Source organism: Cytobacillus sp. QJM3NY_8, assembly GCF_056173585.1.
In genome coordinates, this window is record NZ_CM149681.1 from 1,258,096 (window position 1) to 1,279,633 (window position 21,538).

Consider the following 21,538-nt stretch of genomic DNA (forward strand, 5'->3'; position numbering starts at 1 on the left):
TTACAAGCTTATGAAGAGACTACTCATCAATCCTCTTGTTGGTTCATAGATTATGGTAAGGACTAAAAGGGGGAGTGGCAATGCGAGAAGAAGAAAATAAGTCATTGGAATATGCCATTCAGGAAATTACTGAAATTGCAAATGGGTTTGGCCTGGACTATTACCCAATGAGGTATGAAATTTGTCCTGCAGAAATCATTTATACATTCGGCGCTTATGGCATGCCGACCAGGTTTTCGCATTGGAGCTTTGGAAAACAGTTTCATAAAATGAAGCTGCATTATGATTTAGGATTATCAAAAATTTATGAGCTTGTAATCAATTCGGATCCTTGCTACGCGTTTCTGCTCGATTCCAATGCCCTTATTCAAAACAAATTAATTGTGGCGCATGTTTTAGCACACTGCGATTTCTTTAAAAATAATGTCCGTTTTCAAAACACAAAGAGGGACATGGTAGAGAGCATGGCTGCCACCGCCGAAAGAATCAGGCAATATGAAATTGAGTTTGGGAAGAAGGAAGTGGAAACTTTCCTGGATGCAGTGCTGGCAATTGAAGAACATATTGATCCGTCTCTTATGAGACCTAAGCTCGCCTGGAGTACGGAAGATGAATATGAAAGCAGCGGTGATACGGCAGCGCCTAGCCCTTATGATGATTTATGGGGTTTGGATGAAAGGAACAAAAAGCATGAGCCAAAGAAGAAGAAAAAGAAATTCCCTCCAAAACCCGAAAAGGATTTACTATTATTTATTGAAAGCTACAGCAGGGAGCTAACCGACTGGCAGCGGGATATTTTAACTATGATGCGGGAAGAAATGCTCTATTTTTGGCCGCAGCTCGAAACAAAAATCATGAATGAGGGATGGGCTTCCTATTGGCATCAGCGTATTTTAAGGGAAATGGATTTGACATCTGCAGAAGCGCTTGAATTTGCCAAATTGAATGCCGGAGTGGTTCAGCCGTCCAGAACCGGAATCAATCCATATTATCTGGGCCTGAAAATTTTTGAAGATATTGAAGAGAGGTATAACAACCCGACGGAGGAAATGAAGAGGCGCGGTGCAGTTCCAGGTTCAGGCAGGGAAAAAATGTTTGAGGTGCGTGAAATCGAATCCGATATTTCTTTTTTGAGAAATTATTTAACAAAAGACCTTGTCATGAGAGAAGATATGTACCTTTTTCAAAAGCAGGGAAAGGATTATAAAATTGTTGATAAACAGTGGGAGCATGTTCGGGATCAGCTTGTCAGCATGCGTGTAAATGGAGGATTCCCGTATTTGACGGTTAATGACGGCGATTATATGAAGAATGGAGAGCTTTACCTCAAGCATTGGTTTGAAGGAGTGGAGCTTGATCTTAAATATCTTGAAAAAGTACTCCCATACGTATACCAGCTTTGGGGAAGAGGAGTTCATATGGAAACCATGGTTGAAGGAAAAAATATGCTTTTCACTTACGACGGGAAGAGCATTCATAGAAAATACTTATAACAATGGAGGACGAACCACATCTGAAGTGGTTCGTCTTTTTCAGGTTGAGCAATAAAAAGAGGTTTATTAAAAAATGGACAGGATATAAACTAAATACTTTCTTCCTAAGGAGTATTGCAGTAATATTAACGTGTACAGGCGGGGGTATTGGAATAGGTTATTTAATGACTTACCAGTTACTGATATAGCTTGAATCCATTTATAAACTAAAGAAAGGATGGTAATCTTGAAAATTACAGATTCAGCTCGTGACCTATTGAAGCAAGTGTTTCAAGAGAAAGATACGGGTGGCATTAGAGTTTATTTCGCAGGCTTTGGCTGAGGAGGCCCACAAATTGGACTGGCTCTGGATGAGCCGGAAGCAGACGATATAATCGAGACAATCAATGAAATTCAAGTTGCATTTGACCCGGAGATCAAGCAGCATACAGAAAGTATGATTCTGGACCATGATCAGGAAAATGAAAGACTAGTCTTATTAGGCAACGAAAGTGATTGCTGTTAAGACAGTGATTAAAAACACCCGTTTGGGTGTTTTTTTTTGACAATAAGATTGGATCAAGTTATTGACATAATACCATATAGGGTATATTATATGAACTGTAATTGAATGAATAATGCAGAGGAGATTATGATGCTGCTGATTTTCTTTACACAATAAAAAACTATATTTTTTTGATTATATAAATACCCATTGGGGTAAGAGGGGGAGAAGAATGGATAAGAAGAAAACAACAATTGTTCTATTTAGCGGAGATTATGACAAGGTGATGGCAGCTTATATCATTGCCAACGGAGCAGCTGCTTATGACCATGAGGTAACAATCTTTCACACTTTTTGGGGACTGAATGCTCTAAGGAAAGATGAGTCTATTCAAGTGAAAAAATCATTTATGGAAAAAATGTTTGGAAAAATGATGCCTAGAGGTCCTGAAAAAATGGGTCTTTCAAAAATGAATATGGCTGGCATGGGTCCTAAAATGATTAAAGATATTATGAAAAAGCACAACACGATGCCAGTAAAGGATTTGATTGAAATGGCAAAAGAGCAGGATATAAAGCTGGTAGCCTGTCAGATGACAGTTGATCTTCTGGGCTTTAAACCAGATGAAATTATTGATGGCGTTGAATATGCTGGTGTAGCAGCCTACTTGGCTGATGCAGAAGATGGAAATGTAAACTTATTCATCTAAACCAAATTTTTATAATAGGGGGATTTCTAAATGAAAACATTAAAAGCAAACTTTACGGTAGATGCAAAAGGCCTTGCTTGTCCAATGCCAATTGTAAGAACAAAAAAAGCAATAAATAATATAAATCCCGGTGAAGTACTTGGGGTGCTTGCAACGGATAAAGGTTCAAAGGCAGACATTCAGGCCTGGTCAAAAAGTTCAGGACATCAATATCTTGGAACAATTGAAGAAGGTGATGTGCTTATGCACTATATCCGCAAAGCAAGTGAAAATGAAGAGCGAGAAGCAGCAAATTTTGAGACTATTGCCTCTAACGAAGATCTTCAAAAAGAACTTGACTCAAATTCAGAGATTGCCGTTCTTGATGTAAGGGAACCGGCTGAATATGCATTTGAACATATTCCAAACGCTGTTTCTATCCCTTTTGGTGAACTTGAAGAACGAATGGGAGAGCTGAATAAAGATAAAAAGATTTATGTAGTATGCCGTACAGGCAGCCGAAGTGGTATGGCTTCACAGGCATTAAGCGAAAAAGGCTTCACCCGCATAATTAATGTAGTGCCGGGTATGTCTGGTTGGAATGGACCGACAGAAACTAAAGTGAACTAAAAAATTTTAATAGAAAGTATACAGTAGGGGGTATAAAACGATGAAAGCAATGGCAGCTAAAGAAGTAACAAAAAAAGTTATTGAAAATGAAGAGCTATTTATACTGGATGTGCGCAATGAAAGTGACTTTAATGATTGGAAGATTGAAGGAACAAACTTTGAATACTTGAATGTTCCCTACTTCGATCTTCTTGATGGAGTAGAGTCAATTCTGGATAAAATTCCACCTGATAAAGAACTTTTAATCGTTTGTGCAAAAGAAGGATCTTCTGTCATGATTGCAGAAATGCTTGAAGAAGCTGGACGAGAGGCTTCTTACCTGAAAGGCGGAATGAAAGCATGGAGCGAACACCTTGAGCCTGTTAAGGTAGGAGACTTGAAGGACGGGGGTGAAATGTACCAATTTGTCCGCATTGGTAAAGGATGTCTATCATATATGGTTATTTCTAATGGGGAAGCAGCGATTGTCGATGCAACAAGAATGACAGACGTATTTACTGATTTTGCTGCTGAAAAGAATGCAGAGATCAAGCATGTCTTTGATACACATCTGCATGCTGACCATATCTCAGGCGGAAGAAAAATTGCTGAAAAAACAGGTGCTTCATACTGGCTTCCTCCCAAGGATGCTGAAGAAGTAACATTTGATTACAAAAGCCTTGAAGATGAAAGTAAAGTAATGATTGGTTCTACTAAGATCAGCATTCAAGCTGTTTATTCACCAGGCCATACAATTGGATCCACATCATTTGTGGTAGATGATCAATACCTTCTATCAGGCGATATTCTATTCATCGATTCAATTGGCCGACCTGACCTTGCAGGAAAAGCCGGTGACTGGGCTGGCGATTTAAGGGAAACACTTTATAACCGATATAAGGAGCTATCAAGTGAATTAGCTGTTATGCCTGCACACTTCATGATCATTGATGAGTTAAATGAAGATGGCAGTGTTTCTGAGAAACTTGGCACATTATTTGCTGAGAATCATGGATTAAAAATTGATGACGAAGGAGAGTTCAGAAAATTAGTTTCTGAGAACCTTCCTCCTCAGCCAAATGCTTATCAGGAAATCCGTGAAACAAATATGGGGAAAATCAACCCGGATGAAGAAAAACAGAGAGAGATGGAAATTGGTCCTAACCGCTGTGCTGTAAGATAATCATCTGATTTCATATAACGTTAAATTAGATAATTTTAAACAATGGAGGAATGGAAACATGAACGCAGCAAAAGTGCTGGATGCAAAAGGCTTAGCTTGTCCAATGCCAATCGTAAAAACAAAGAAAGCATTAGGGGAAATCGAATCAGGCCAGGTGCTTGAAGTTCATACAACCGACAAAGGTGCAGTTAAAGACTTGGCTGCCTGGACAGAGTCAACAGGACATGAGCTATTAAAACATGAGGATGACAGCGGAACTTTAAAGTTCTGGATAAGAAAAGGCTAATCTATTGAAAGGTAAAGGGGGGGGGCTGCTCCCTTTTATCGCTAAAAGGAGGAGATAGCCACATGGATTTGACCTTTTTATTCGTTATATTTTTAATTGGTTTTATCGGGTCTTACATTTCCGGCATGGTAGGAATTGGAGGCTCAATCATTAAATATCCTATGCTCTTATACATTCCGCCATTATTTGGATTAGCTGCTTTTTCTGCTCACGAAGTAACCGGAATCAGTGCAGTACAGGTGTTTTTTGCAACAATCGGGGGTGTCTGGGCTTACAGAAAAGGCGGATACCTGAATAAAACACTTATTATTTATATGGGTTCAGCAATACTAATCGGAAGTTTAATCGGAAGCTACGGTTCAAGGTTTATGACTGAAGGCGGCATCAATCTTGTATATGGGGTATTGGCTTTAATAGCGGCAGTCATGATGTTCGTGCCGAAAAAGGGCTTGGATGATATACCCTTGGATCAAGTAAAGTTCAATAAATGGCTTGCAGCCTTCTTTGCTTTGATCGTCGGCATCGGAGCTGGAATCGTAGGTGCAGCAGGTGCATTTTTACTTGTTCCTATTATGCTGGTTGTATTGAAGATCCCTACAAGGATGACGATTGCGACATCACTGGCCATTACATTTATTTCATCGATTGGATCTACAGCTGGCAAATTGGCAACCGGACAGGTGGACTATATTCCTGCTGCCATAATGATCATTGCCAGCTTAATTGCTTCACCATTAGGAGCAGCTGCAGGAAAGAGAGTGAATACAAAAATCCTCCAAGTCATATTGTCTGTTTTAATTCTGGCAACATCAATCAAAATTTGGATGGATATTTTATAATTAAGAGGGAGGGGGCAGCGGGTGCTGTTCCCTTTTAATTTTAACCTCTTTGATATTTATCGTATTGCTAACATATTTATTTGTTATTTGATTTTACTGCCGCATCCAGGCGGTTTAGCAACAAAGGATATTACTTAAGAGAGGTTTTCATAAGACCATTACAACCATTCTTAGTGAATGGCTTTCTTTTTAAATCTGCCGCCTCTGACTTCAGCAATATCAGCTACTGCTAAAAAAGCACTCGGATCTATTTCTTCGACAATTGATTTTAACTTTGCTTCTTCAAGTCTGGTTATGACACAAAAAATTACTTTTTTGTCATCCCCAGTGTATGCACCTTCCCCATTTAAGTAGGTAACGCCTCGTCCAAGCCGGGCAAGAATCGCTTCGCCGATTATCTTGTGCTGTTCGCTGATAATCCAGGCGGATTTGGATTCATCCAGCCCGCTGATGACAACATCAATAGTCTTGAAAGCAATGAAATAGGCAAGGATTGAATACATGGCACGGTCCCAGCCGAAAACAAAGCCTGCAGTAGCAAAAATGAAGACATTGAAAAACATAATAATTTCCCCGACAGAGAACGGTAGTTTTTTATTTACCAGAATGGCCAGAATCTCTGTTCCATCTAAAGATCCCCCATATCTGATCACCATTCCGACCCCGAAGCCAAGAACAATACCGCCAAATACTGTAGCTAACAGCAAGTCCTCTGTAAATACGGGAACATCATGCAAGAGGAGGGTAGTGGCTGATAATACCGCAATGCCCAGCAATGTAGACAAAGCAAAGGTTTTCCCTATTTGTTTGTATCCTATGTAAAAAAATGGGATATTTAAGATGAAAATAAACCAGCCGAGTTTCCAGCCGGACATGTGGGAGAGGATAATGGAGATTCCTACTATTCCGCCATCCAGAATTTTATTGGGCACTAGGAATTCTTCGATTCCGACCCCCATAAGTATGGCTCCAAGTATGATGAAGAAAATTCTTTTTGCAAGCTTGCCTTTAGTCAACCCTTTATGTACATTTGCTCCAACAGCAGTCTCAAGTGAAACGTTCATAAATGACCCCCATTTAAATTGATGAAAAATCTGTCAAACTGAACGAGCATCTTTAATGAGCTAATAACATAATATGATAGCTTGTGCCAATTTAGCTCAAATTAATTATTCGATAAGTTTGATAAAAACTATATCTAATTATAACATTTCTTATATTAAATGAGGGGTATCGAGTTCATAATGATAAGTTGTGAGCCCTTATTAGGATAATTTCCGTTCCGTGGAAAGGTATCTTTTTTATTTATCTATCAAAATGGAATGAATATTTTATTAAAATACGATTAGCTCAAAGGTCTTAGGGGAAATAAACACATACAAGCTATAAGCTGATTAAGGGAGGAGTAGTAAAATGCATAAGGTTATTCAATTTGGCAAGAAGCTCGGAAAGGAATTTAAGAAAGATCGGGCAACCGGGCTTGCAGCCGAACAAGCATATTATTATATGCTCTCCATTTTTCCTTTGTTAATTCTGCTTATCTCTATTGTTCCATATCTTTCACTGGATCCTCAAAAAGCATTATCATACTTGCAGAGTGTAATGCCGTCAGATTCATTTAATGTTATTGAAGATAATGTAGTGGATATCATTACGAAGCCGAACGGCGGTCTGCTGACGTTCGGTATCATAGGTACTTTATGGTCCGCTTCTAATGGAATGCAGGCATTCATAAGAGCCATGAATGACGCCTTTGATGTGGAGGAAACGAGGTCATTTATAAAATCAAGACTAATATCCATAGGTTTGACTCTTGGTTTGCTCGCAGCATTCATCATTGCTATGGTTCTTCCCGTTTTCGGGAAAGTCATCATGAACTTTGTTGAGAATTTTATTAATATACCTGATGGGATGCAGATACTGATCAATATATTGAGATGGGCCATTGCTTTTGTAATCATGGTTACAGTTCTGGCTATTCTTTATAAGGTGGCACCAAATAAACATTTTCCTTTCAAACAGGTCTTGCCAGGCGCCATAGCCGCAACGGTTATGTGGCAGCTTATATCATTTGGCTTGTCATTTTATGTAAGCAATTTTGGGAATTATTCCGCCACATACGGAAGCCTTGGCGGAGTCATTGTATTGATGCTATGGTTCTTTTTAACCGGACTTGCTCTTGTTATTGGCGGGGAAATCAGTGCCCTCTATCACAGAAATAATACACTCAAGCCGGGCCGAGGAAAGAAAGATGACAAAGAAAATTCCAAGGTGCAAACAGATGCAGAAGCATATCGTACACTTTCAATAAAATAGGACAAAATAAAACGAGGGCTCAGCCCTCGTTTTATTTAATTTGGTGGATAAAAGGTATTTTGATGTTCCACCATTTCTTTATTTTCTTCGGTGTTTCTTTTACAGCGGATATCGTATTATTAAAGGTCTGTTTCTTATAATTGATATCTCTTTGAATTTCTTTCTGGGTTGCTGTCAGTTCGTCAACCCCATTTTTTAATTGATCTGCTTTTAGCTGCATAACAGTACTTATAGCTGTCAGTTTCTTAATTGCCGGTTTGGCATCCTTGTATGCTTTAAAAGCATAGATGCCCAGAAAGATCAGGGACGCTGCAATAAGAATCAAGCTTGCATATACAATGAACATTGTGACCTGCCTCCTCATGCTGGTTTTTTAGAAAATTTTCGAACTGCAATTACTGCTAGTCCCGCCGCCTCTCCCCTCGAGGTGTCGGGGTAACCAAGGCGCCTATGTTTTCCTTATTGTTTACCCATTACAAAAAAAAATTAACATAAACCCCTGTAATCAACTTTAAGATAAAGGGGAATACTCAGAATAAATTAAAGAATTGACCATCATATTTGAGTTTGCTAGAATTGTTTTCATTATATTAATATATAATTTTATTGGGCAGGACATTGATCATTGATGTGCTGCGGCAATAGATTTTACCTGTATATGTTCAGAGATAGGGTCTGAGCGTTTCTACCGGGCTGCCGTAAATAGCTTGACTACAGGGGATATAGCTTGTTCGAATCGGCATGCTATTTTCTTCTGTTTCTTATGGCAGCTTCGCATATTGCGGAGCTTTTTTTATTGGTTACTAAATAAGGAGGGAATGACATGTCATCTTTTTTCCGGTTTCGTGAAAGAGAAACATCATACAAACAGGAAACAATCGCAGGTTTAACGACATTTTTATCAATGGCATATATATTAATTGTAAATCCAATTATACTTAGCCAGGCTGGAATGGATAAAGGAGCTGTCTTTACGGCTACGGCGCTGTCGGCAATTATTGGCTCTTTATTAATTGGCTTGCTGTCCAATTATCCAATTGGGATTGCACCAAGCATGGGACTCAATTCTTTCTTCACTTTTTCTGTCTGCATCGGGATGGGCATTCCATGGCAAACGGCTTTAACTGGTGTATTTGTTTCAGGGATTTTATTTGTGATTTTAAGCTTATTAAAAATACGGGAAAAAATTATTAACGTTATACCCAAGGATTTAAAGCATGCAATAGCAGGCGGGATTGGCTTTTTTATTGCTTTTATCGGATTGAAAAATGCCGGTTTGATTGTAGGAAATGAGGCGACATTTGTTGCAATTGGCGATTTTAAATCCCCAGTCACGCTGCTGGCAGTTTTCTGTTTTATCCTAACAATCGTGTTAATGGTAAGGGGAGTTAAAGGTGCCATTTTTTATGGTATGGTCATTTCAGCTGTTGCTGGAATGTTAATTGGCCTTATTGATAAACCGGAAAAAATTGTGGGGGCCATTCCGAGCCTTGAACCGACATTTGGTGAAGTTTTTCAGAATATTGATCAAATCTTTACCCCGGAAATGCTGGCAGTCATATTCACTTTCTTATTTGTTGCCTTTTTTGATACGGCTGGAGCCTTAATCGCCATTGCAAGTCAGGCGGGATTGATGAAGAATAATGAAATCCCTAATGCGGGAAAAGCGCTTCTGGCAGATTCGAGTGCTACTGTAGTCGGTTCTGTGCTTGGAACTTCTACAACTGCCTCCATGATTGAGTCCAGTTCAGGGATTGCGGCCGGAGGAAGGACAGGCTTTACTTCTGTTATCATCTCTGCATGCTTCGCTATTGCATTATTCTTTTCTCCATTACTCGGTGTCATTACGGCCGAAGTTACGTCTCCGGCACTTATCATTGTTGGAGCACTGATGGCTATGGAAGTGAAACATATCGATTGGGGAAAACTGGAAATAGCTATTCCGGCATTTGTAACCATCTTAATGATGCCGCTGACTTTCAGTGTAGCAACTGGGATTGCACTCGGCTTCATCTTATACCCAATCACAATGCTGGCATTGAAAAGGCCAAAAGAAATTCATCCAATAATGTATGGACTATGTATTGCATTTATGGGGTATTTTGTTTATCTTGCATAAGGAAGAGGGCTGCCTGTATACTCAGGCAGCCTTTTTGTGAATCCTATAATTGCTTTGAAGAAATGGCTTTTCTATTTTATAAAATGTTTGACGCCACTCTTTTAGTCTAAATAAAAAGGAAACAACAAAAAATCATTGAACAATAAGCCAATGTCATACATAATATATATGAGCATATATTCATATAAAGGGGTGGAACGAATGGGACACAGTCATGGTCATGGACATGGGCATTCACATGATCACCATCACACAGGCAATAAAAAGGCTTTAATGTGGGCATTTATTTTGATTGCTTCATTTATGATTGTAGAAGTAATTGGAGGAATATGGACTAACAGCCTTGCGCTGCTATCGGATGCCGGACACATGCTGAGTGATGCAGCTGCGCTTGGCTTAAGTTTTCTGGCAATCAAAATAGGGGAAAAAAAGGCGACAAATTCAAAAACATTTGGCTATAAACGATTTGAAATTATTGCTGCTTCAATTAATGGAATTACACTGCTGCTGATTTCTCTCTATATTTTCTATGAAGCCTACCACCGCATTCTAGAGCCGCCGGCTGTTCAAAGCATGGGGATGCTGGTGATTTCATCAATCGGACTGCTCGTAAATATCGCAGCGGCATTTATTTTAATGAGTGGGGATAAGGACCACAACTTAAATGTTCGGAGCGCTTTTCTGCATGTTCTTGGTGACTTGCTTGGTTCTGTTGGAGCTATAACAGCTGCGCTTCTAATTTATTTCTTCGGCTGGGGTATTGCGGACCCGATTGCCAGTGTAATGGTAGCACTTCTCATCCTTATAAGCGGATGGAGGGTGGTAAAAGAGTCTTTTCATATTTTAATGGAAGGGACACCTTCTCACCTGAACCCTGAGGATATTAGAAGGAAACTCCTTGGCCTTGCACATGTAAAAGATGTTCATGATCTTCATATCTGGACGATTACTTCTGGCTTCCCTTCTCTTAGCTGCCATCTTGTGATTGAACATGACGGCGGTCACGATGCAGTACTTCATGCGGCGCAATCGGTACTTCATGATGAATATGGCATTGAGCATAGTACAATTCAAGTGGAAGGAGAAAGAAAAGGCTGCCCCGGCCATAATGAGAGCTGCAATTAATAGGGTCCAAAGTTCATGAATGCTGGCTATGTTCGATTGCCTGGTTCAATAAACTAATGACGTGTTCATCATCATGGCTGTAGAAAAGAGTGGTTCCTTCACGGCGGAATTTTACCAGCCGCAGGTTTTTCAAAAAGCGCAGCTGGTGAGAAACCGTAGACTGAAGCAGTGATAAATTTTCGGCAATCTCATTTACCGAATACTCTCCGTGAAATAATAAATGAAGAATTCTAAGCCTGGTTGGATCTGATAATGCTTTGAATGTCTGGGAAACCATGAATAAGGTTTCTTCATCCAGATCGGCTGGGTACGGCGCGTTTTCTTCTGTCATTTTGTTCACCTCTGCCTTCCATTATAATTCTGTTCTAAAAAAAACGAAACCGCAGAGGTGTGCCCTTTGCGGTTTTAACATATTATTTTTTCTTTCTCACTTCCTGGTGAATTTCATCAACCAGTTTTTTCATTTCTGTATGGATTTGTTCTTTTTCCAGGTTCAGTTCCTTTTTTATTTCAGGCATTGATTTTCCTTGTTCCTTCATTTGAATTATTTCGCCAAGATCCTTATTTGCCGCCTTTGCCATGGCTGCACCTGAAATAAGATAACGAAGAGGGATTCCTTTGTCAAGATACCCCTGCAGTACTTGAGGAGACTTTCCGGAATACTCGGAGACCTTTTGCAGAACAACTTGTTTATTGGTTTCAAGGAACTTATCCATGTGATGCTGATGCTTTTTTATTTTCTCTAAATCCACTCCATACTGTTGTGCTGTTTTTTCCCAGGAAGAGTTACTTTTTTTATAAAATGCCAAAACGTCCCCAACCTGTTTATTTGAAAATTTTGCAATGTGGGCAGCTATGAAGATTTCCTTTTTGGTGAATCCTTGTTTCAGAAGGGACTTCATTAAGGATTCATCAATCATTCGGTGATGGTGTTCATGTTTCTGCTCTTGTGCCGGTGATTGTCCCTTTGGTGCTGTTTCGGCGTTAACGGATAAAGCGGCCCCCGTTAGTAAAATGCAAAAAGACAATACTAATTGTAATTTTTTATTCATGCTGCACTGCACTCCTTTCAAAATTATAATTCGTATATAGCATTTCCCAAGATATAGCGAAAGCATTAATAAACTTGGCTATCTTTTTCAAGAAAACGTTAAGGACAGAGATATTCATTGAAAAAAAACACTCATTTCGATTACATTAAGAAAAGAAGACTGTTCGGGGACGGTGATGAGAAAATGAAAATACTTGTTGTGGAAGATAATGAAAGTGTCTGTTCAATGCTGGAAATGTTCTTTATGAAAGAAGGGTACCATGGTGTCTTTGTCCACGATGGGCAGCAGGGGTTTGAGCATTTTAATAAAGAAAGATGGGACTTACTTATTGTCGATTGGATGCTTCCTATTATGGATGGAGTGACTCTCTGCCGTAAAATAAGGGAATTGAGCAAGGTCCCGATCATTATGCTGACGGCTAAAGATAGCGAGTCCGATCAGGTTCTGGGCCTTGAAATGGGTGCTGATGATTATGTGACCAAGCCATTCAGTCCGCTGACGCTAATGGCCAGGATCAAAGCGGTGACACGCAGGTTTCAGGCAGAAACAGGATCAGCGGATGAACCCCACTATGTTGCCAGTGAATACTTCAAAATCAGCAAAGAATCCAGAGAGGCCTATTATAATGGGCAGCTTCTCAAGAATTTAACCCCGAAGGAATTTGACTTGCTGTATTATCTTGTAAAACATCCGAAACAGGTTTTTACAAGAGAGCAGCTGCTTGATAGTGTATGGGGTTATCAGTTTTATGGAGATGAAAGAACGGTAGATGTACATATAAAAAGGCTCAGGAAAAAAATAGGCACGGAAGAGCAGCCTTTTATCCATACTGTATGGGGTGTTGGCTATAAATTTGATGAAACGGCAGCAGATAATGAAGGTTAAATATTTTTATCAGCTGTTGATAAGTCATGTCAGCATCCTCATTCTGGCATTCCTGTTATTAAGCCTTCTTTTCTCCCAGTTTGTTGAGAGTTATATTTTTGAGAATAAAGTGGAAGAGCTTGATTCCTATGGCGAACAGATCCTGACTGATTTAACAGTCAGGATAGAGGGTGATGAACAATTTTTAACAGAATACAGCCAGCTGCTCGATGCAAGGAATATAAAATACATACTCTTTGATCATAAAGGGAGGGTCTTGTATCCGGAGCTTAAATCAGATCCGATGATTCAGCTCACCAAATCTGAGTGGGCTGAAATTTCGAAAGGAAATAAAGTAACTGTAAAGCATGATATAGAACGCTTCGGCCAGGAGGTAACTCTGGTTGCCATGCCTTATATGCAGGGGGGCAATATGGTTGGCGGAGTTTTGCTTCTGTCGCCTATAACTGGAGCGATGGAGATTATCAGCCAATTAAATCGATTTTTATTATATACCATTTTTATTTCACTCTCTGCGACCATCCTGTTGAGCCTGGTTCTCTCTAAAAATCTTATCAAGAGGATAACGGATCTTAGGAATGCTGCCTCTATGATCTCTTCCGGGAACTATGATGTGAATGTACCATACACCTATATGGATGAAATCGGTGAATTGGCTAAAGACTTTAACGATATGGCAGCCAGATTGAAGGAATCTAATGAAGAAATTAAAAGACTGGAGAATAGAAGGAGGAAATTCATTGCTGATGTCTCGCATGAGCTGCGGACTCCTTTGACCACCATCAGCGGTTTGGCTGAAGGCATTAAAGGAGGACTTATTCCGGAAGCGGAAAAAGAAAAAGGGATGATCCTGATTGACAGGGAGGCCAAGAGACTTATTCGTCTGGTAAACGAAAATCTGGATTATGAAAAGATCCGGTCCAATCAGCTGCAGCTGAATAAAATGGATATTGATCTTCTGGAAGCATTTGAAATAGTTAAGGAACAGCTGGAATTTCAGGCAGGGGAAAAGGGAAACAGGATATATCTTGAGGCAGAAGAAGGGGTTTCAGTACATGCAGATTATGACCGGCTAATTCAAATTTTGGTTAATATTGTAAAGAATAGCATTCAATTCACCGATCAAGGCTCCATATTTTTAAGAGGACATGAAGGTCCTGATCAAACAGTGATCGAAATAGAGGACACGGGTATAGGCATCGATCCTCAAGAAATCGAGTCTATCTGGCTGCGTTTTTATAAAGCGGATCTATCCAGGACCAACCATTCCTTTGGTGAATTTGGCATTGGGCTTTCCATTGTTAAACAGCTTGTTCAGCTGCACAGCGGGGAGATTGCTGTCAGCAGTGAAAAAGAGAAAGGGACTAAATTTACGATTAGGTTTCCACGGAAAACAGCATCTTCTCAATAAGGCAAAAAAAAGGAACAGCCCTCTGACAGGCTGTTCCTTTATTCCATTTATGACAATACCTCGGTTTCAGTAAAAGGCACTTCTTTTGCAGGTGCCGGCTCTTCTGTTTCTGGTACTGCTGTTACTTCAATATACTTAATATGATGCTCTTCCATATCAAGTATTTTAAACCGGTAATTTTCATATTCGATCATATCGCCTTGTTTGGCTTCGTAATTTTCTGTCAAAATCCAGCCGCCGATGGTATCGATATCTTCATCATTAATGCCGGTTCCCAGCAAGTCATTAACTTCGCTGACAAGAACTTTTGAATCAATGATATATTGGCCTTCTTCCGTCTTTCTGACCATGGGCACTTCATCCATGTCGAATTCATCGCGGATTTCACCCACAATTTCTTCAATGATATCCTCAACAGTAACTAACCCTGAGGTACCGCCGTACTCATCCATTAAGATGGCCATGTGAATCCGTTCTTTCTGCATTTTTAGCAGCAGCTCATGGATAGGTATGCTGTCAATGACCCTGATAATGGGACGAATGTATGATTCTAGGGTGCTTGATGATAATTCCCTGTTCATAATGAGATCTGTCATGACTTCTTTTATGTTGACCATGCCAATGATATGATCCTTATCCCCATCTATAATGGGATAGCGTGTAAATTTCTCTTCCTGAACGATTTGCAGGAAGTCTTCTAGTGTATCATCTTTTGATAAAGAAACAATTTCTGTACGCGGAACCATGATTTCTTTCGCGATACGGTTATCAAACTCAAAGATTTTATTTACATACTTAAACTCAGATTGGTTGATTTCGCCGCTTTCATAGCTTTCTGATAAAATAATGCGAAGTTCTTCTTCAGAATGTGCCAATTCGTGTTCAGAAGCAGGCTTTAATCCAAACATGCTGGTCAATAGGCGGGCAGAACCATTCAGCGCCCAAATAATTGGATACATAACCCGGTAAAACCAGATTAAAGGACGTGTTGTTAACAATGTAACCGCTTCTGCCTTTTGTATTGCCAGAGTCTTTGGAGCCAATTCCCCCACAACTACGTGCAGGAAGGTGATAAAAGCAAAAGCAATGCTGAATGAGATAACATGCGAAATGGAAGACGGCAATCCGAAACTGTTGATCACTGGCCGCAGCAGGTGTTCAATTGTCGGTTCACCCAGCCAGCCAAGGCCGAGGGCTGTAATGGTAATTCCCAGCTGGCAGGCCGAAAGGTATTCATCCAAATTCGAAATGACTTTCTTCGCAGCAATTGCATTTTTATTACCTTCTTCAATTAGCTGATCAATCCTGGAACTTCGTATTTTAACAATGGCAAATTCCGATGTAACGAAAAAAGCCGTTAAAGCAATTAAAATGGCTATAAAAACCAAGTTTAATATGTCCAAATAAGTTCCCCTTATCCCGCCTAAACGGGCAGGGTGTCACCTCCTGATTTTGTGAAAAATGGGATCAGCTGGTTAAGTCGGAAAGGGAACGGAGCAATGCAGTGCTTTCAGTAGTCAGCTTCTTGGAAAAGCCATGTTTTTGTTCATCATCCAGTGTATTAATAAGCGGCATGAGAACAGCTATTTCCTGATGAAGCTGTTTAATCTGCAATGTGACTGCGTTAATATGCTTTTCAACTTCCCCTGTCTGAATCTCCCTTTTCGTTTTCATTTCTAGTTTTCTCTTAATCTCTTCAAGCGGAAGATGCAGCAGTTTGCATTCCTCAATAAATCTTAGATCAGACAAAACTTCTTCTGAATATATGCGATAATTTGATTTTGAGCGTTTCGCTTTTATTAGGCCAATGCTAGTGTAGTAATCTATAGTTCTTTTAGAAACATTAGCAATATTGGCTAATTCGCCGATACGATAGTAAGCCCCATCATATCACCTCTGTTTTGAATACTTATATCTCATGAAAGTGCTTTCCATCAAGAGATATAGTTAGAATCAATTATACGTTAGCACAAACCATACAGTCAAACGTAGTAGTTTGGAAAAAAGGGTTACATTTATTTTATGAAATTATGCATTAAATATGAAGTAAAAAGATTCGGAAAAATTAATTTTTTTGTGAGTGCTAAAAGATCACCATTTTGACTTATGCAATCTGGAGGTAAGGCAGCTTCTGACAGGCATACTATTTCAGCATAAGCAGCCGGAAGGCAATTTAAAAACCAGGAGCCAAAAAAGCGCTCCCGGTCATTCCCTATGAAGGTCATATTTTCACAACTTCAATATAGGAAATATGATGCCCCTCCATTTCCTTAATAATAAATCTGAATCCTTCTTCTTCGATAAAGTCTCCCTGAGCGGCATCATACTTTTGCGTCATTATCCAGCCTCCGATAGTGTCTACATCATCATCAGATAATGATGTTCCCAGAAGATCATTTGCTTCTGAAATCAGCAGCTTTGCATCCAGGATATAATGATTTTCTCCTGGCTTTTGAACAAACGGAAGTTCGTCTGCATCGAATTCGTCCCGAATTTCACCCACAATTTCTTCGAGGATATCTTCAACTGTGACCACACCAGCTGTTCCGCCGTATTCATCAAGGAGAATGGCCATATGGAAACGCTCTTTCTGCATTCTCAGGAGCAAATCGTGAATGGGAATGGTCTCAATCACTCTGATGACAGGTTTAATATATTGCCGTAAAGGGTGTTTGCCTTCGCATTTTTTTCTAACGCAGTCAGTTAAGATTTCCTTTACATTAATAATCCCAAGAATATTATCTTTATCACCCGCCGTAACAGGATATCTGGTGTATCGCTCATTCAATATGAGATCCAGGGTTTCTGCCAATGATGAATCTTCCGGAAGGGTAACGATCTCGGTTCGAGGAACCATTATCTCTTTAGCAATTCTATTGTCAAACTCAAAAATTCGATCTACATACTGATATTCTGATGGATTGATTTCTCCGCTCTTTAAGCTTTCAGATAGGATAATCCGCAGCTCTTCCTCTGAATGGGCCATTTCACTTTCTGAAACAGGCTTCAGTCCAAATAACCCTGTGATAATTCTTGCTGAACCATTTAAAATCCAAATAAATGGATACATAATCCTGTAAAATACTATTAATGGTTTTGAAAAAGATAACGTTATTGCCTCTGCTTTTTGTATGGCAAAGGTTTTTGGCGCCAGTTCTCCAATAACCACATGAAGAAATGTCACAACAGAAAAAGCAATAACAAAAGAGAGGATATGAGTTATGGAAGCCTGTAAGTTAATGCTTTCAAATAGGGGATGGAGCAGCCTCTCAATAGTCGGTTCACCAAGCCAGCCGAGGCCCAGTGCTGTAATCGTAATCCCAAGCTGACAGGCAGATAAGTATTCATCCAGACTGCTTATAACTTGCTTTGCTGAACGGGCTTTAGCATTTCCCTCCATAATAAGCTGGTCAATACGTGAAGTCCGGACTTTAACAATGGCAAATTCAGATGCAACAAAAAAAGCAGTTAATGCAATTAAGAGAAATAATAAAAATAGGTTAAGGGTGATCATATAAAATCCTTACACGATATGTAAGGAGCCGGCACCTCCTTTATTATAAGTACTTTTCCCTTATTCATGAATTTTACAAATAAACCTGGAATAAAGGATTTCTTTAATAAGAAAGTACCCTTAATTAGGAGGAAGGTAACCAGTAAATAATAAAAAAGCCTGAAGGCAGGCTTTTTCGAAAGTGAAACGTATAAATTCTGAAGGTAGATAACTGTCTAGCTCCAGGAGCCATCGGCTTTTCTTTTCAATAATTCCATTCTCTTGCCAGAAGTCCATATACGGCAAGGTCGTGATATCGATTATAAAGGTACTCTCCATCCCGGATGATTCCTTCCTGACGAAAGCCGAGTCTCTCCGGTATCGCGCGGCTTTTTCCATTTCTGATCCCGCACCGTATTTCGATTCTGTTCAGTCTTAAATCAAAGAAAGCATGATTAATCATGGCTTGCACACTTCGTGTCATAATTCCGCTTCCCTCAAAATCCTTTGCAAGGTAATACCCAATGCTGGTTTGTCTGTTATTCCAGTCGATCTGGTGAAAACCAATAGAGCCTGCAAGTTTTCCCTGATAACGGATTCCTGCATTAAAGCCGTTGTTATCGGCAAACTGTTTCAGCCATATTGGAATAATAGAGTGATACTGTACAGGTGAAGCCATATTATCTACCCATGGAAGCCATTCTCTTAAATGATTGCGGTTTCTGTCCACCAGGTTGAAAAGCTCTTCTGAATGATGAAGCTGGAACAATTGCAATTCTATATCTTCATCTGCTTTTAAGGAAAACATAGGATAATCTCCTCCAATAATCTGTAAATATATTAATAATAATCTGAAATTAAATAAAAATATATATATTTGGTTCAAATCATGTACGCTTTTAAGCCAGGAATATGAAAAAGCTGCTCCTCAATAGGGAGTCAGCCTTTGACTATTGTCTGTTTTTCAGTTGGCAGGGTTATGCTGAAAACGGTCCAATCCGACTCTGTATCACAGGTGAGAGTCCCTTGATGTTTTTCAATTATCTCTCTGCATACAAATAAACCGAGCCCTGTTCCGAGTGTTTTGGTTGTAACAAATGGTTCGAAAATGGAACTGACGAGATGCTCTGGAATTCTCGGCCCATTGTTGGCAATATCAAGCTTTATGTGTCCTTCTGGAGTCCATTTGCTTTTAATATGAATGACAGGGTCGCTGCGGTACTGAGTAAGCACATCAATGGCATTGAAGATAATATTGATAAATACTTGACGGATTTCATCAGCATAGCCTTTCAAATATATATCTTCGTTCATATCCTGAAGAATCTTAACCTTTCCATCCAGGATACTGGGATAGAGAAATATCAGGACTTCATCTATTAATTCATTTAGAGAGAAAGTGATTTTCTCTTTTCCGATCAGTTCCTTTTTAGAGAGGAGCAAAAATTGTGAAATTCTAAAATTCAGCTGCTCCAGTTCATTTGAAATGATATCCAAGTATTTCATGGTAGGATTTTCGGATTTTAACAGCTGGATAAACCCCTGTACAGATGTAAGCGGATTTCTGAACTCATGAATAAAGCTGGAAGTCATCTGGCCCAGCAGAGTCAATCTATCTTTATGGGTGGAATCGATAAATTGTGTCTTTTCCTTAATAATCTGATCTTTGGCATCCGTATATCTGGATACAGCGTGATATAAGAATTTATCGAAGCAATAACTGATTTTTTCGTACAGGCTCTGCAGTTCATGAAAATGTATTTCAGAACGATTCAATATTTCTAGAAAAATTGTTCTTCCCAAGTTGACATTATAAACAAAGTCTCCGATATTAATTTCTGCTTTCACTCGCTGCTCAGCGACAGAGTAGGCAAGCTTTTGAATATATTCTTCAAGTTCATCGCCTTCCTTTATCAGAAATTGAATAATCAATTGGAACATGGCGGTGCCATTATCTTTGATTTTATCTTTAAAAGGATCATCTTTATTAATGAGTATTTTTTTATTCCATTCACTTAAAAGGTTTTCTTTTTCCGTTAGCAGAAGTTCCAATATAGCTTTATTTGTTTCAATCGTCATTTTACCCTCCACTTTTTCACATTAAAACAGTTATCCCATAGATTTCGATAGATTACAGCAAAATCCTCTGTTAATTTAATGGAAAATATCAGTAATTTTACCCTATGGAATATGGCCATACTTGTGACAAAAAGCACAGTCATTTTTTTGTGATAATTGATATATTTAAAGAACAAGGCAGTTTTTTATTTGTAAAATTGTCACTATTTCTTTTATAATATAGAAACAGGTGTAAATTTACACCAACAACGAAAAGGGAATGAAGCTGCATTGACTAGAGATGAAATTATACTGAAAGTTTCAGATAAGATCCGTCTTATCCGTACAGAGGCAGGATATACACAAGATAAGATGGCGGAAATTATTGGTGTTTCAAAGAAGACCCTGGTTCAAATTGAGAAAGGGCGGGCAGAAGCAGGATGGTCGACTGTGGTGGCTGTTTGTGCCTTATTCAGGGAAACGGAAACAGTCCGGTTTCTGTTTGGAAACGAACCCCTTGAAGTTCTGGAAACTATTGCAAGAGAGGGAATCGATTATAGGAAAGAAAAGACTCTTGGCGGAAAGCTCTGGTGGCGGGAATTGAAGAGAAGCAATGGTTTGATCCTTCAGCAGAATATCATCAGCCAGCATTACAGGATTATTGATCAGGACCATTTTCGAATTTACAGCAGTTTCGATGAAGCATCTTCTAAAGAACGGTTTGAGGAGCTGGCTGCAGAAAATAAAGGCCTTCAATAATAGGTGTATTCTATTAAATATAAAAAAGCAGCCGCCGGGCTGCTTTCCTGTTTTAAGGGATTTGCGGATTTTCCTTATCTTTAGCTATAAGCACAGGGCAAGGTGCATTTTTGGCAATTTTTGAGCTGGTGCTCCCAAGGAACATCTTTTTAATTCCGCCTTTGCCTGAGCTGCCCACTATAATTAAATCGGCATTTTCGGCAGCGGCATATTCAGATATGCTGTCAGCGGGACTTCCTTCTATAACATCGAACTTTACATTGATGTTATACGGCTCAAGAATTTCCCTTGCATTAAAAAAAGTTTTGTCAACACTATGTTTCACTCTTGCGTGAGTCGTGGCAGAGGATTCATCATGATATACCGGCAGGGGCGGTATTTGAATTCCTTCCAGCAGATAGCCATTTGTCCTTACAGGCTCTATTGCTTTCTCATTGCTTATGGGAACATTTTCAATTGTCTCCTCAAAGACTTGTGTAATCAGAAGCTGGGCTTCAGGATGCTGCTTAACCAATTCGATCGCCATATTTAAAGCCTGTCTGCTTCCATCTGTATCATCATAGCCAACTACAATTTTTTCAAAGAACATAATAGTTCACCCCTTCTTAAGGTAAGAAAACTTATTGGTCATATACCCTTTATTGCTAGAAGTCAATCATTGTAAATCAAATGGCTCCTGAAAAATTTGTGCATACCCCCATAAAAAACGATATTGCTTCGTAGACTATTAATAAAAAT

22 protein-coding genes and 1 riboswitch are annotated in these 21,538 nt (G+C 39.3%); of the genes, 12 read left to right on the plus strand and 10 right to left on the minus strand.

The genetic code is table 11. From position 1 onward, the window contains the following. The first annotated feature begins 80 nt into the window (after nucleotides 1-80). The 6 genes from AC0VZ9_RS06695 (at nucleotide 81) to AC0VZ9_RS06720 (ending at nucleotide 5,582) form a co-directional block, all read left to right on the plus strand. A complete protein-coding gene (locus tag AC0VZ9_RS06695; protein ID WP_009331501.1) occupies nucleotides 81-1,493 on the plus strand; it encodes a SpoVR family protein in 1,413 nt (470 codons plus the stop codon). Nucleotides 1,494-2,209: 716 nt separating this feature from the next. Continuing rightward, nucleotides 2,210-2,686: a DsrE/DsrF/DrsH-like family protein gene (locus tag AC0VZ9_RS06700; protein WP_009331500.1), complete on the plus strand. Its 477-nt coding sequence runs from the start codon at nucleotides 2,210-2,212 to the stop codon at nucleotides 2,684-2,686. 30 nt (nucleotides 2,687-2,716) lie between these two features. Beyond that, nucleotides 2,717-3,295 carry a sulfurtransferase TusA family protein gene (locus tag AC0VZ9_RS06705; protein ID WP_475397155.1) on the plus strand — a complete coding sequence of 193 codons (579 nt, stop codon included), beginning with the start codon at nucleotides 2,717-2,719 and terminating at the stop codon, nucleotides 3,293-3,295. Nucleotides 3,296-3,335: 40 nt separating this feature from the next. Then, the gene (locus AC0VZ9_RS06710) at nucleotides 3,336-4,457 is read left to right on the plus strand and encodes an MBL fold metallo-hydrolase (protein ID WP_475397156.1); all 1,122 of its coding nucleotides are present in this window, start codon (nucleotides 3,336-3,338) and stop codon (nucleotides 4,455-4,457) included. 58 nt (nucleotides 4,458-4,515) lie between these two features. Continuing rightward, nucleotides 4,516-4,743, plus strand: a complete 228-nt coding sequence (locus AC0VZ9_RS06715; RefSeq protein WP_475397157.1) for a sulfurtransferase TusA family protein — start codon at nucleotides 4,516-4,518, stop codon at nucleotides 4,741-4,743. A 62-nt stretch (nucleotides 4,744-4,805) separates the two neighbouring features. Beyond that, nucleotides 4,806-5,582, plus strand: a complete 777-nt coding sequence (locus AC0VZ9_RS06720) for a sulfite exporter TauE/SafE family protein (RefSeq protein ID WP_019381387.1) — start codon at nucleotides 4,806-4,808, stop codon at nucleotides 5,580-5,582. Between the two features lie 170 nt (nucleotides 5,583-5,752). On the opposite strand, the gene AC0VZ9_RS06725 is transcribed toward AC0VZ9_RS06720, so the two are convergent. Next, nucleotides 5,753-6,646, minus strand: coding sequence for a YitT family protein (locus tag AC0VZ9_RS06725; protein ID WP_009331495.1), 894 nt, complete (start codon nucleotides 6,644-6,646; stop codon nucleotides 5,753-5,755). A gap of 349 nt (nucleotides 6,647-6,995) precedes the next feature. Here AC0VZ9_RS06725 and AC0VZ9_RS06730 point away from each other — a divergent pair, with 349 nt between their 5' ends. Continuing rightward, nucleotides 6,996-7,898 carry a YihY/virulence factor BrkB family protein gene (locus AC0VZ9_RS06730; RefSeq protein ID WP_192908313.1) on the plus strand — a complete coding sequence of 301 codons (903 nt, stop codon included), beginning with the start codon at nucleotides 6,996-6,998 and terminating at the stop codon, nucleotides 7,896-7,898. A 31-nt stretch (nucleotides 7,899-7,929) separates the two neighbouring features. Here the strand turns inward: AC0VZ9_RS06730 and AC0VZ9_RS06735 are convergent, their stop codons facing one another. Further along, entirely contained in the window at nucleotides 7,930-8,244 is a 315-nt protein-coding gene (locus tag AC0VZ9_RS06735; protein WP_217027406.1) for a DUF948 domain-containing protein, read from the minus strand. A 286-nt stretch (nucleotides 8,245-8,530) separates the two neighbouring features. Next, nucleotides 8,531-8,632: riboswitch (purine riboswitch) on the plus strand. A gap of 89 nt (nucleotides 8,633-8,721) precedes the next feature. Here AC0VZ9_RS06735 and AC0VZ9_RS06740 point away from each other — a divergent pair. Then, nucleotides 8,722-10,017 (plus strand): NCS2 family permease, encoded by a 1,296-nt coding sequence (locus AC0VZ9_RS06740; protein WP_009331492.1) that lies wholly within the window; start codon nucleotides 8,722-8,724, stop codon nucleotides 10,015-10,017. A gap of 201 nt (nucleotides 10,018-10,218) precedes the next feature. Beyond that, nucleotides 10,219-11,142, plus strand: coding sequence for a cation diffusion facilitator family transporter (locus AC0VZ9_RS06745; protein ID WP_009331491.1), 924 nt, complete (start codon nucleotides 10,219-10,221; stop codon nucleotides 11,140-11,142). Nucleotides 11,143-11,155: 13 nt separating this feature from the next. Here AC0VZ9_RS06745 and AC0VZ9_RS06750 read toward each other — a convergent pair whose 3' ends face one another. Both AC0VZ9_RS06750 and AC0VZ9_RS06755 read right to left on the minus strand, forming a co-directional pair. Further along, on the minus strand, nucleotides 11,156-11,473 hold the full coding sequence (locus AC0VZ9_RS06750; protein ID WP_009331490.1) for an ArsR/SmtB family transcription factor: 318 nt from the start codon (nucleotides 11,471-11,473) through the stop codon (nucleotides 11,156-11,158). Nucleotides 11,474-11,555: 82 nt separating this feature from the next. Beyond that, nucleotides 11,556-12,194, minus strand: a complete 639-nt coding sequence (locus AC0VZ9_RS06755) for a hypothetical protein (RefSeq protein ID WP_009331489.1) — start codon at nucleotides 12,192-12,194, stop codon at nucleotides 11,556-11,558. A 183-nt stretch (nucleotides 12,195-12,377) separates the two neighbouring features. Here AC0VZ9_RS06755 and AC0VZ9_RS06760 point away from each other — a divergent pair, with 183 nt between their 5' ends. Continuing rightward, nucleotides 12,378-13,079 (plus strand): response regulator transcription factor, encoded by a 702-nt coding sequence (locus AC0VZ9_RS06760; RefSeq protein ID WP_009331488.1) that lies wholly within the window; start codon nucleotides 12,378-12,380, stop codon nucleotides 13,077-13,079. Continuing rightward, nucleotides 13,069-14,490, plus strand: a complete 1,422-nt coding sequence (locus AC0VZ9_RS06765) for a sensor histidine kinase (protein WP_009331487.1) — start codon at nucleotides 13,069-13,071, stop codon at nucleotides 14,488-14,490. Before AC0VZ9_RS06760 ends, AC0VZ9_RS06765 begins: the two co-directional genes overlap by 11 nt. 47 nt (nucleotides 14,491-14,537) lie before the next feature. On the opposite strand, the gene AC0VZ9_RS06770 is transcribed toward AC0VZ9_RS06765, so the two are convergent. The 5 genes from AC0VZ9_RS06770 to AC0VZ9_RS06790 all read right to left on the minus strand — a co-directional run bounded on the left by AC0VZ9_RS06770 (nucleotide 14,538) and on the right by AC0VZ9_RS06790 (nucleotide 20,062). Then, nucleotides 14,538-15,893 (minus strand): hemolysin family protein, encoded by a 1,356-nt coding sequence (locus AC0VZ9_RS06770; RefSeq protein WP_009331486.1) that lies wholly within the window; start codon nucleotides 15,891-15,893, stop codon nucleotides 14,538-14,540. A gap of 64 nt (nucleotides 15,894-15,957) precedes the next feature. Further along, the gene (locus AC0VZ9_RS06775; RefSeq protein WP_082919370.1) at nucleotides 15,958-16,359 is read right to left on the minus strand and encodes a MerR family transcriptional regulator; all 402 of its coding nucleotides are present in this window, start codon (nucleotides 16,357-16,359) and stop codon (nucleotides 15,958-15,960) included. Between the two features lie 352 nt (nucleotides 16,360-16,711). Continuing rightward, on the minus strand, nucleotides 16,712-18,004 hold the full coding sequence (locus tag AC0VZ9_RS06780) for a hemolysin family protein (RefSeq protein WP_009331484.1): 1,293 nt from the start codon (nucleotides 18,002-18,004) through the stop codon (nucleotides 16,712-16,714). A 244-nt stretch (nucleotides 18,005-18,248) separates the two neighbouring features. Continuing rightward, complete coding sequence (locus AC0VZ9_RS06785) at nucleotides 18,249-18,791, minus strand: GNAT family N-acetyltransferase (RefSeq protein WP_019381396.1); 543 nt, start codon at nucleotides 18,789-18,791, stop codon at nucleotides 18,249-18,251. A gap of 131 nt (nucleotides 18,792-18,922) precedes the next feature. Then, entirely contained in the window at nucleotides 18,923-20,062 is a 1,140-nt protein-coding gene (locus AC0VZ9_RS06790) for a histidine kinase N-terminal domain-containing protein (RefSeq protein ID WP_019381397.1), read from the minus strand. Nucleotides 20,063-20,332: 270 nt separating this feature from the next. Here AC0VZ9_RS06790 and AC0VZ9_RS06795 point away from each other — a divergent pair, with 270 nt between their 5' ends. After that, nucleotides 20,333-20,800 carry a helix-turn-helix transcriptional regulator gene (locus tag AC0VZ9_RS06795; RefSeq protein ID WP_009331481.1) on the plus strand — a complete coding sequence of 156 codons (468 nt, stop codon included), beginning with the start codon at nucleotides 20,333-20,335 and terminating at the stop codon, nucleotides 20,798-20,800. 52 nt (nucleotides 20,801-20,852) lie between these two features. On the opposite strand, the gene AC0VZ9_RS06800 is transcribed toward AC0VZ9_RS06795, so the two are convergent. Continuing rightward, entirely contained in the window at nucleotides 20,853-21,389 is a 537-nt protein-coding gene (locus AC0VZ9_RS06800) for a universal stress protein (RefSeq protein WP_475397158.1), read from the minus strand. Between the last annotated feature and the right edge of the window lie 149 nt (nucleotides 21,390-21,538).

Bases quoted from the DNA above. Each gene is read 5' to 3' on its own strand.
- AC0VZ9_RS06695 (WP_009331501.1), top strand. From the start codon at position 81: ATGCGAGAAGAAGAAAATAAGTCATTGGAATATGCCATTCAGGAAATT.
- AC0VZ9_RS06700 (WP_009331500.1), top strand. From the start codon at position 2,210: ATGGATAAGAAGAAAACAACAATTGTTCTATTTAGCGGAGATTATGAC.
- AC0VZ9_RS06705 (WP_475397155.1), top strand. From the start codon at position 2,717: ATGAAAACATTAAAAGCAAACTTTACGGTAGATGCAAAAGGCCTTGCT.
- AC0VZ9_RS06710 (WP_475397156.1), top strand. From the start codon at position 3,336: ATGAAAGCAATGGCAGCTAAAGAAGTAACAAAAAAAGTTATTGAAAAT.
- AC0VZ9_RS06715 (WP_475397157.1), top strand. From the start codon at position 4,516: ATGAACGCAGCAAAAGTGCTGGATGCAAAAGGCTTAGCTTGTCCAATG.
- AC0VZ9_RS06720 (WP_019381387.1), top strand. From the start codon at position 4,806: ATGGATTTGACCTTTTTATTCGTTATATTTTTAATTGGTTTTATCGGG.
- AC0VZ9_RS06725 (WP_009331495.1), bottom strand. From the start codon at position 6,646: ATGAACGTTTCACTTGAGACTGCTGTTGGAGCAAATGTACATAAAGGG.
- AC0VZ9_RS06730 (WP_192908313.1), top strand. From the start codon at position 6,996: ATGCATAAGGTTATTCAATTTGGCAAGAAGCTCGGAAAGGAATTTAAG.
- AC0VZ9_RS06735 (WP_217027406.1), bottom strand. From the start codon at position 8,244: ATGTTCATTGTATATGCAAGCTTGATTCTTATTGCAGCGTCCCTGATC.
- AC0VZ9_RS06740 (WP_009331492.1), top strand. From the start codon at position 8,722: ATGTCATCTTTTTTCCGGTTTCGTGAAAGAGAAACATCATACAAACAG.
- AC0VZ9_RS06745 (WP_009331491.1), top strand. From the start codon at position 10,219: ATGGGACACAGTCATGGTCATGGACATGGGCATTCACATGATCACCAT.
- AC0VZ9_RS06750 (WP_009331490.1), bottom strand. From the start codon at position 11,473: ATGACAGAAGAAAACGCGCCGTACCCAGCCGATCTGGATGAAGAAACC.
- AC0VZ9_RS06755 (WP_009331489.1), bottom strand. From the start codon at position 12,194: ATGAATAAAAAATTACAATTAGTATTGTCTTTTTGCATTTTACTAACG.
- AC0VZ9_RS06760 (WP_009331488.1), top strand. From the start codon at position 12,378: ATGAAAATACTTGTTGTGGAAGATAATGAAAGTGTCTGTTCAATGCTG.
- AC0VZ9_RS06765 (WP_009331487.1), top strand. From the start codon at position 13,069: ATGAAGGTTAAATATTTTTATCAGCTGTTGATAAGTCATGTCAGCATC.
- AC0VZ9_RS06780 (WP_009331484.1), bottom strand. From the start codon at position 18,004: ATGATCACCCTTAACCTATTTTTATTATTTCTCTTAATTGCATTAACT.
- AC0VZ9_RS06785 (WP_019381396.1), bottom strand. From the start codon at position 18,791: ATGTTTTCCTTAAAAGCAGATGAAGATATAGAATTGCAATTGTTCCAG.
- AC0VZ9_RS06790 (WP_019381397.1), bottom strand. From the start codon at position 20,062: ATGACGATTGAAACAAATAAAGCTATATTGGAACTTCTGCTAACGGAA.
- AC0VZ9_RS06800 (WP_475397158.1), bottom strand. From the start codon at position 21,389: ATGTTCTTTGAAAAAATTGTAGTTGGCTATGATGATACAGATGGAAGC.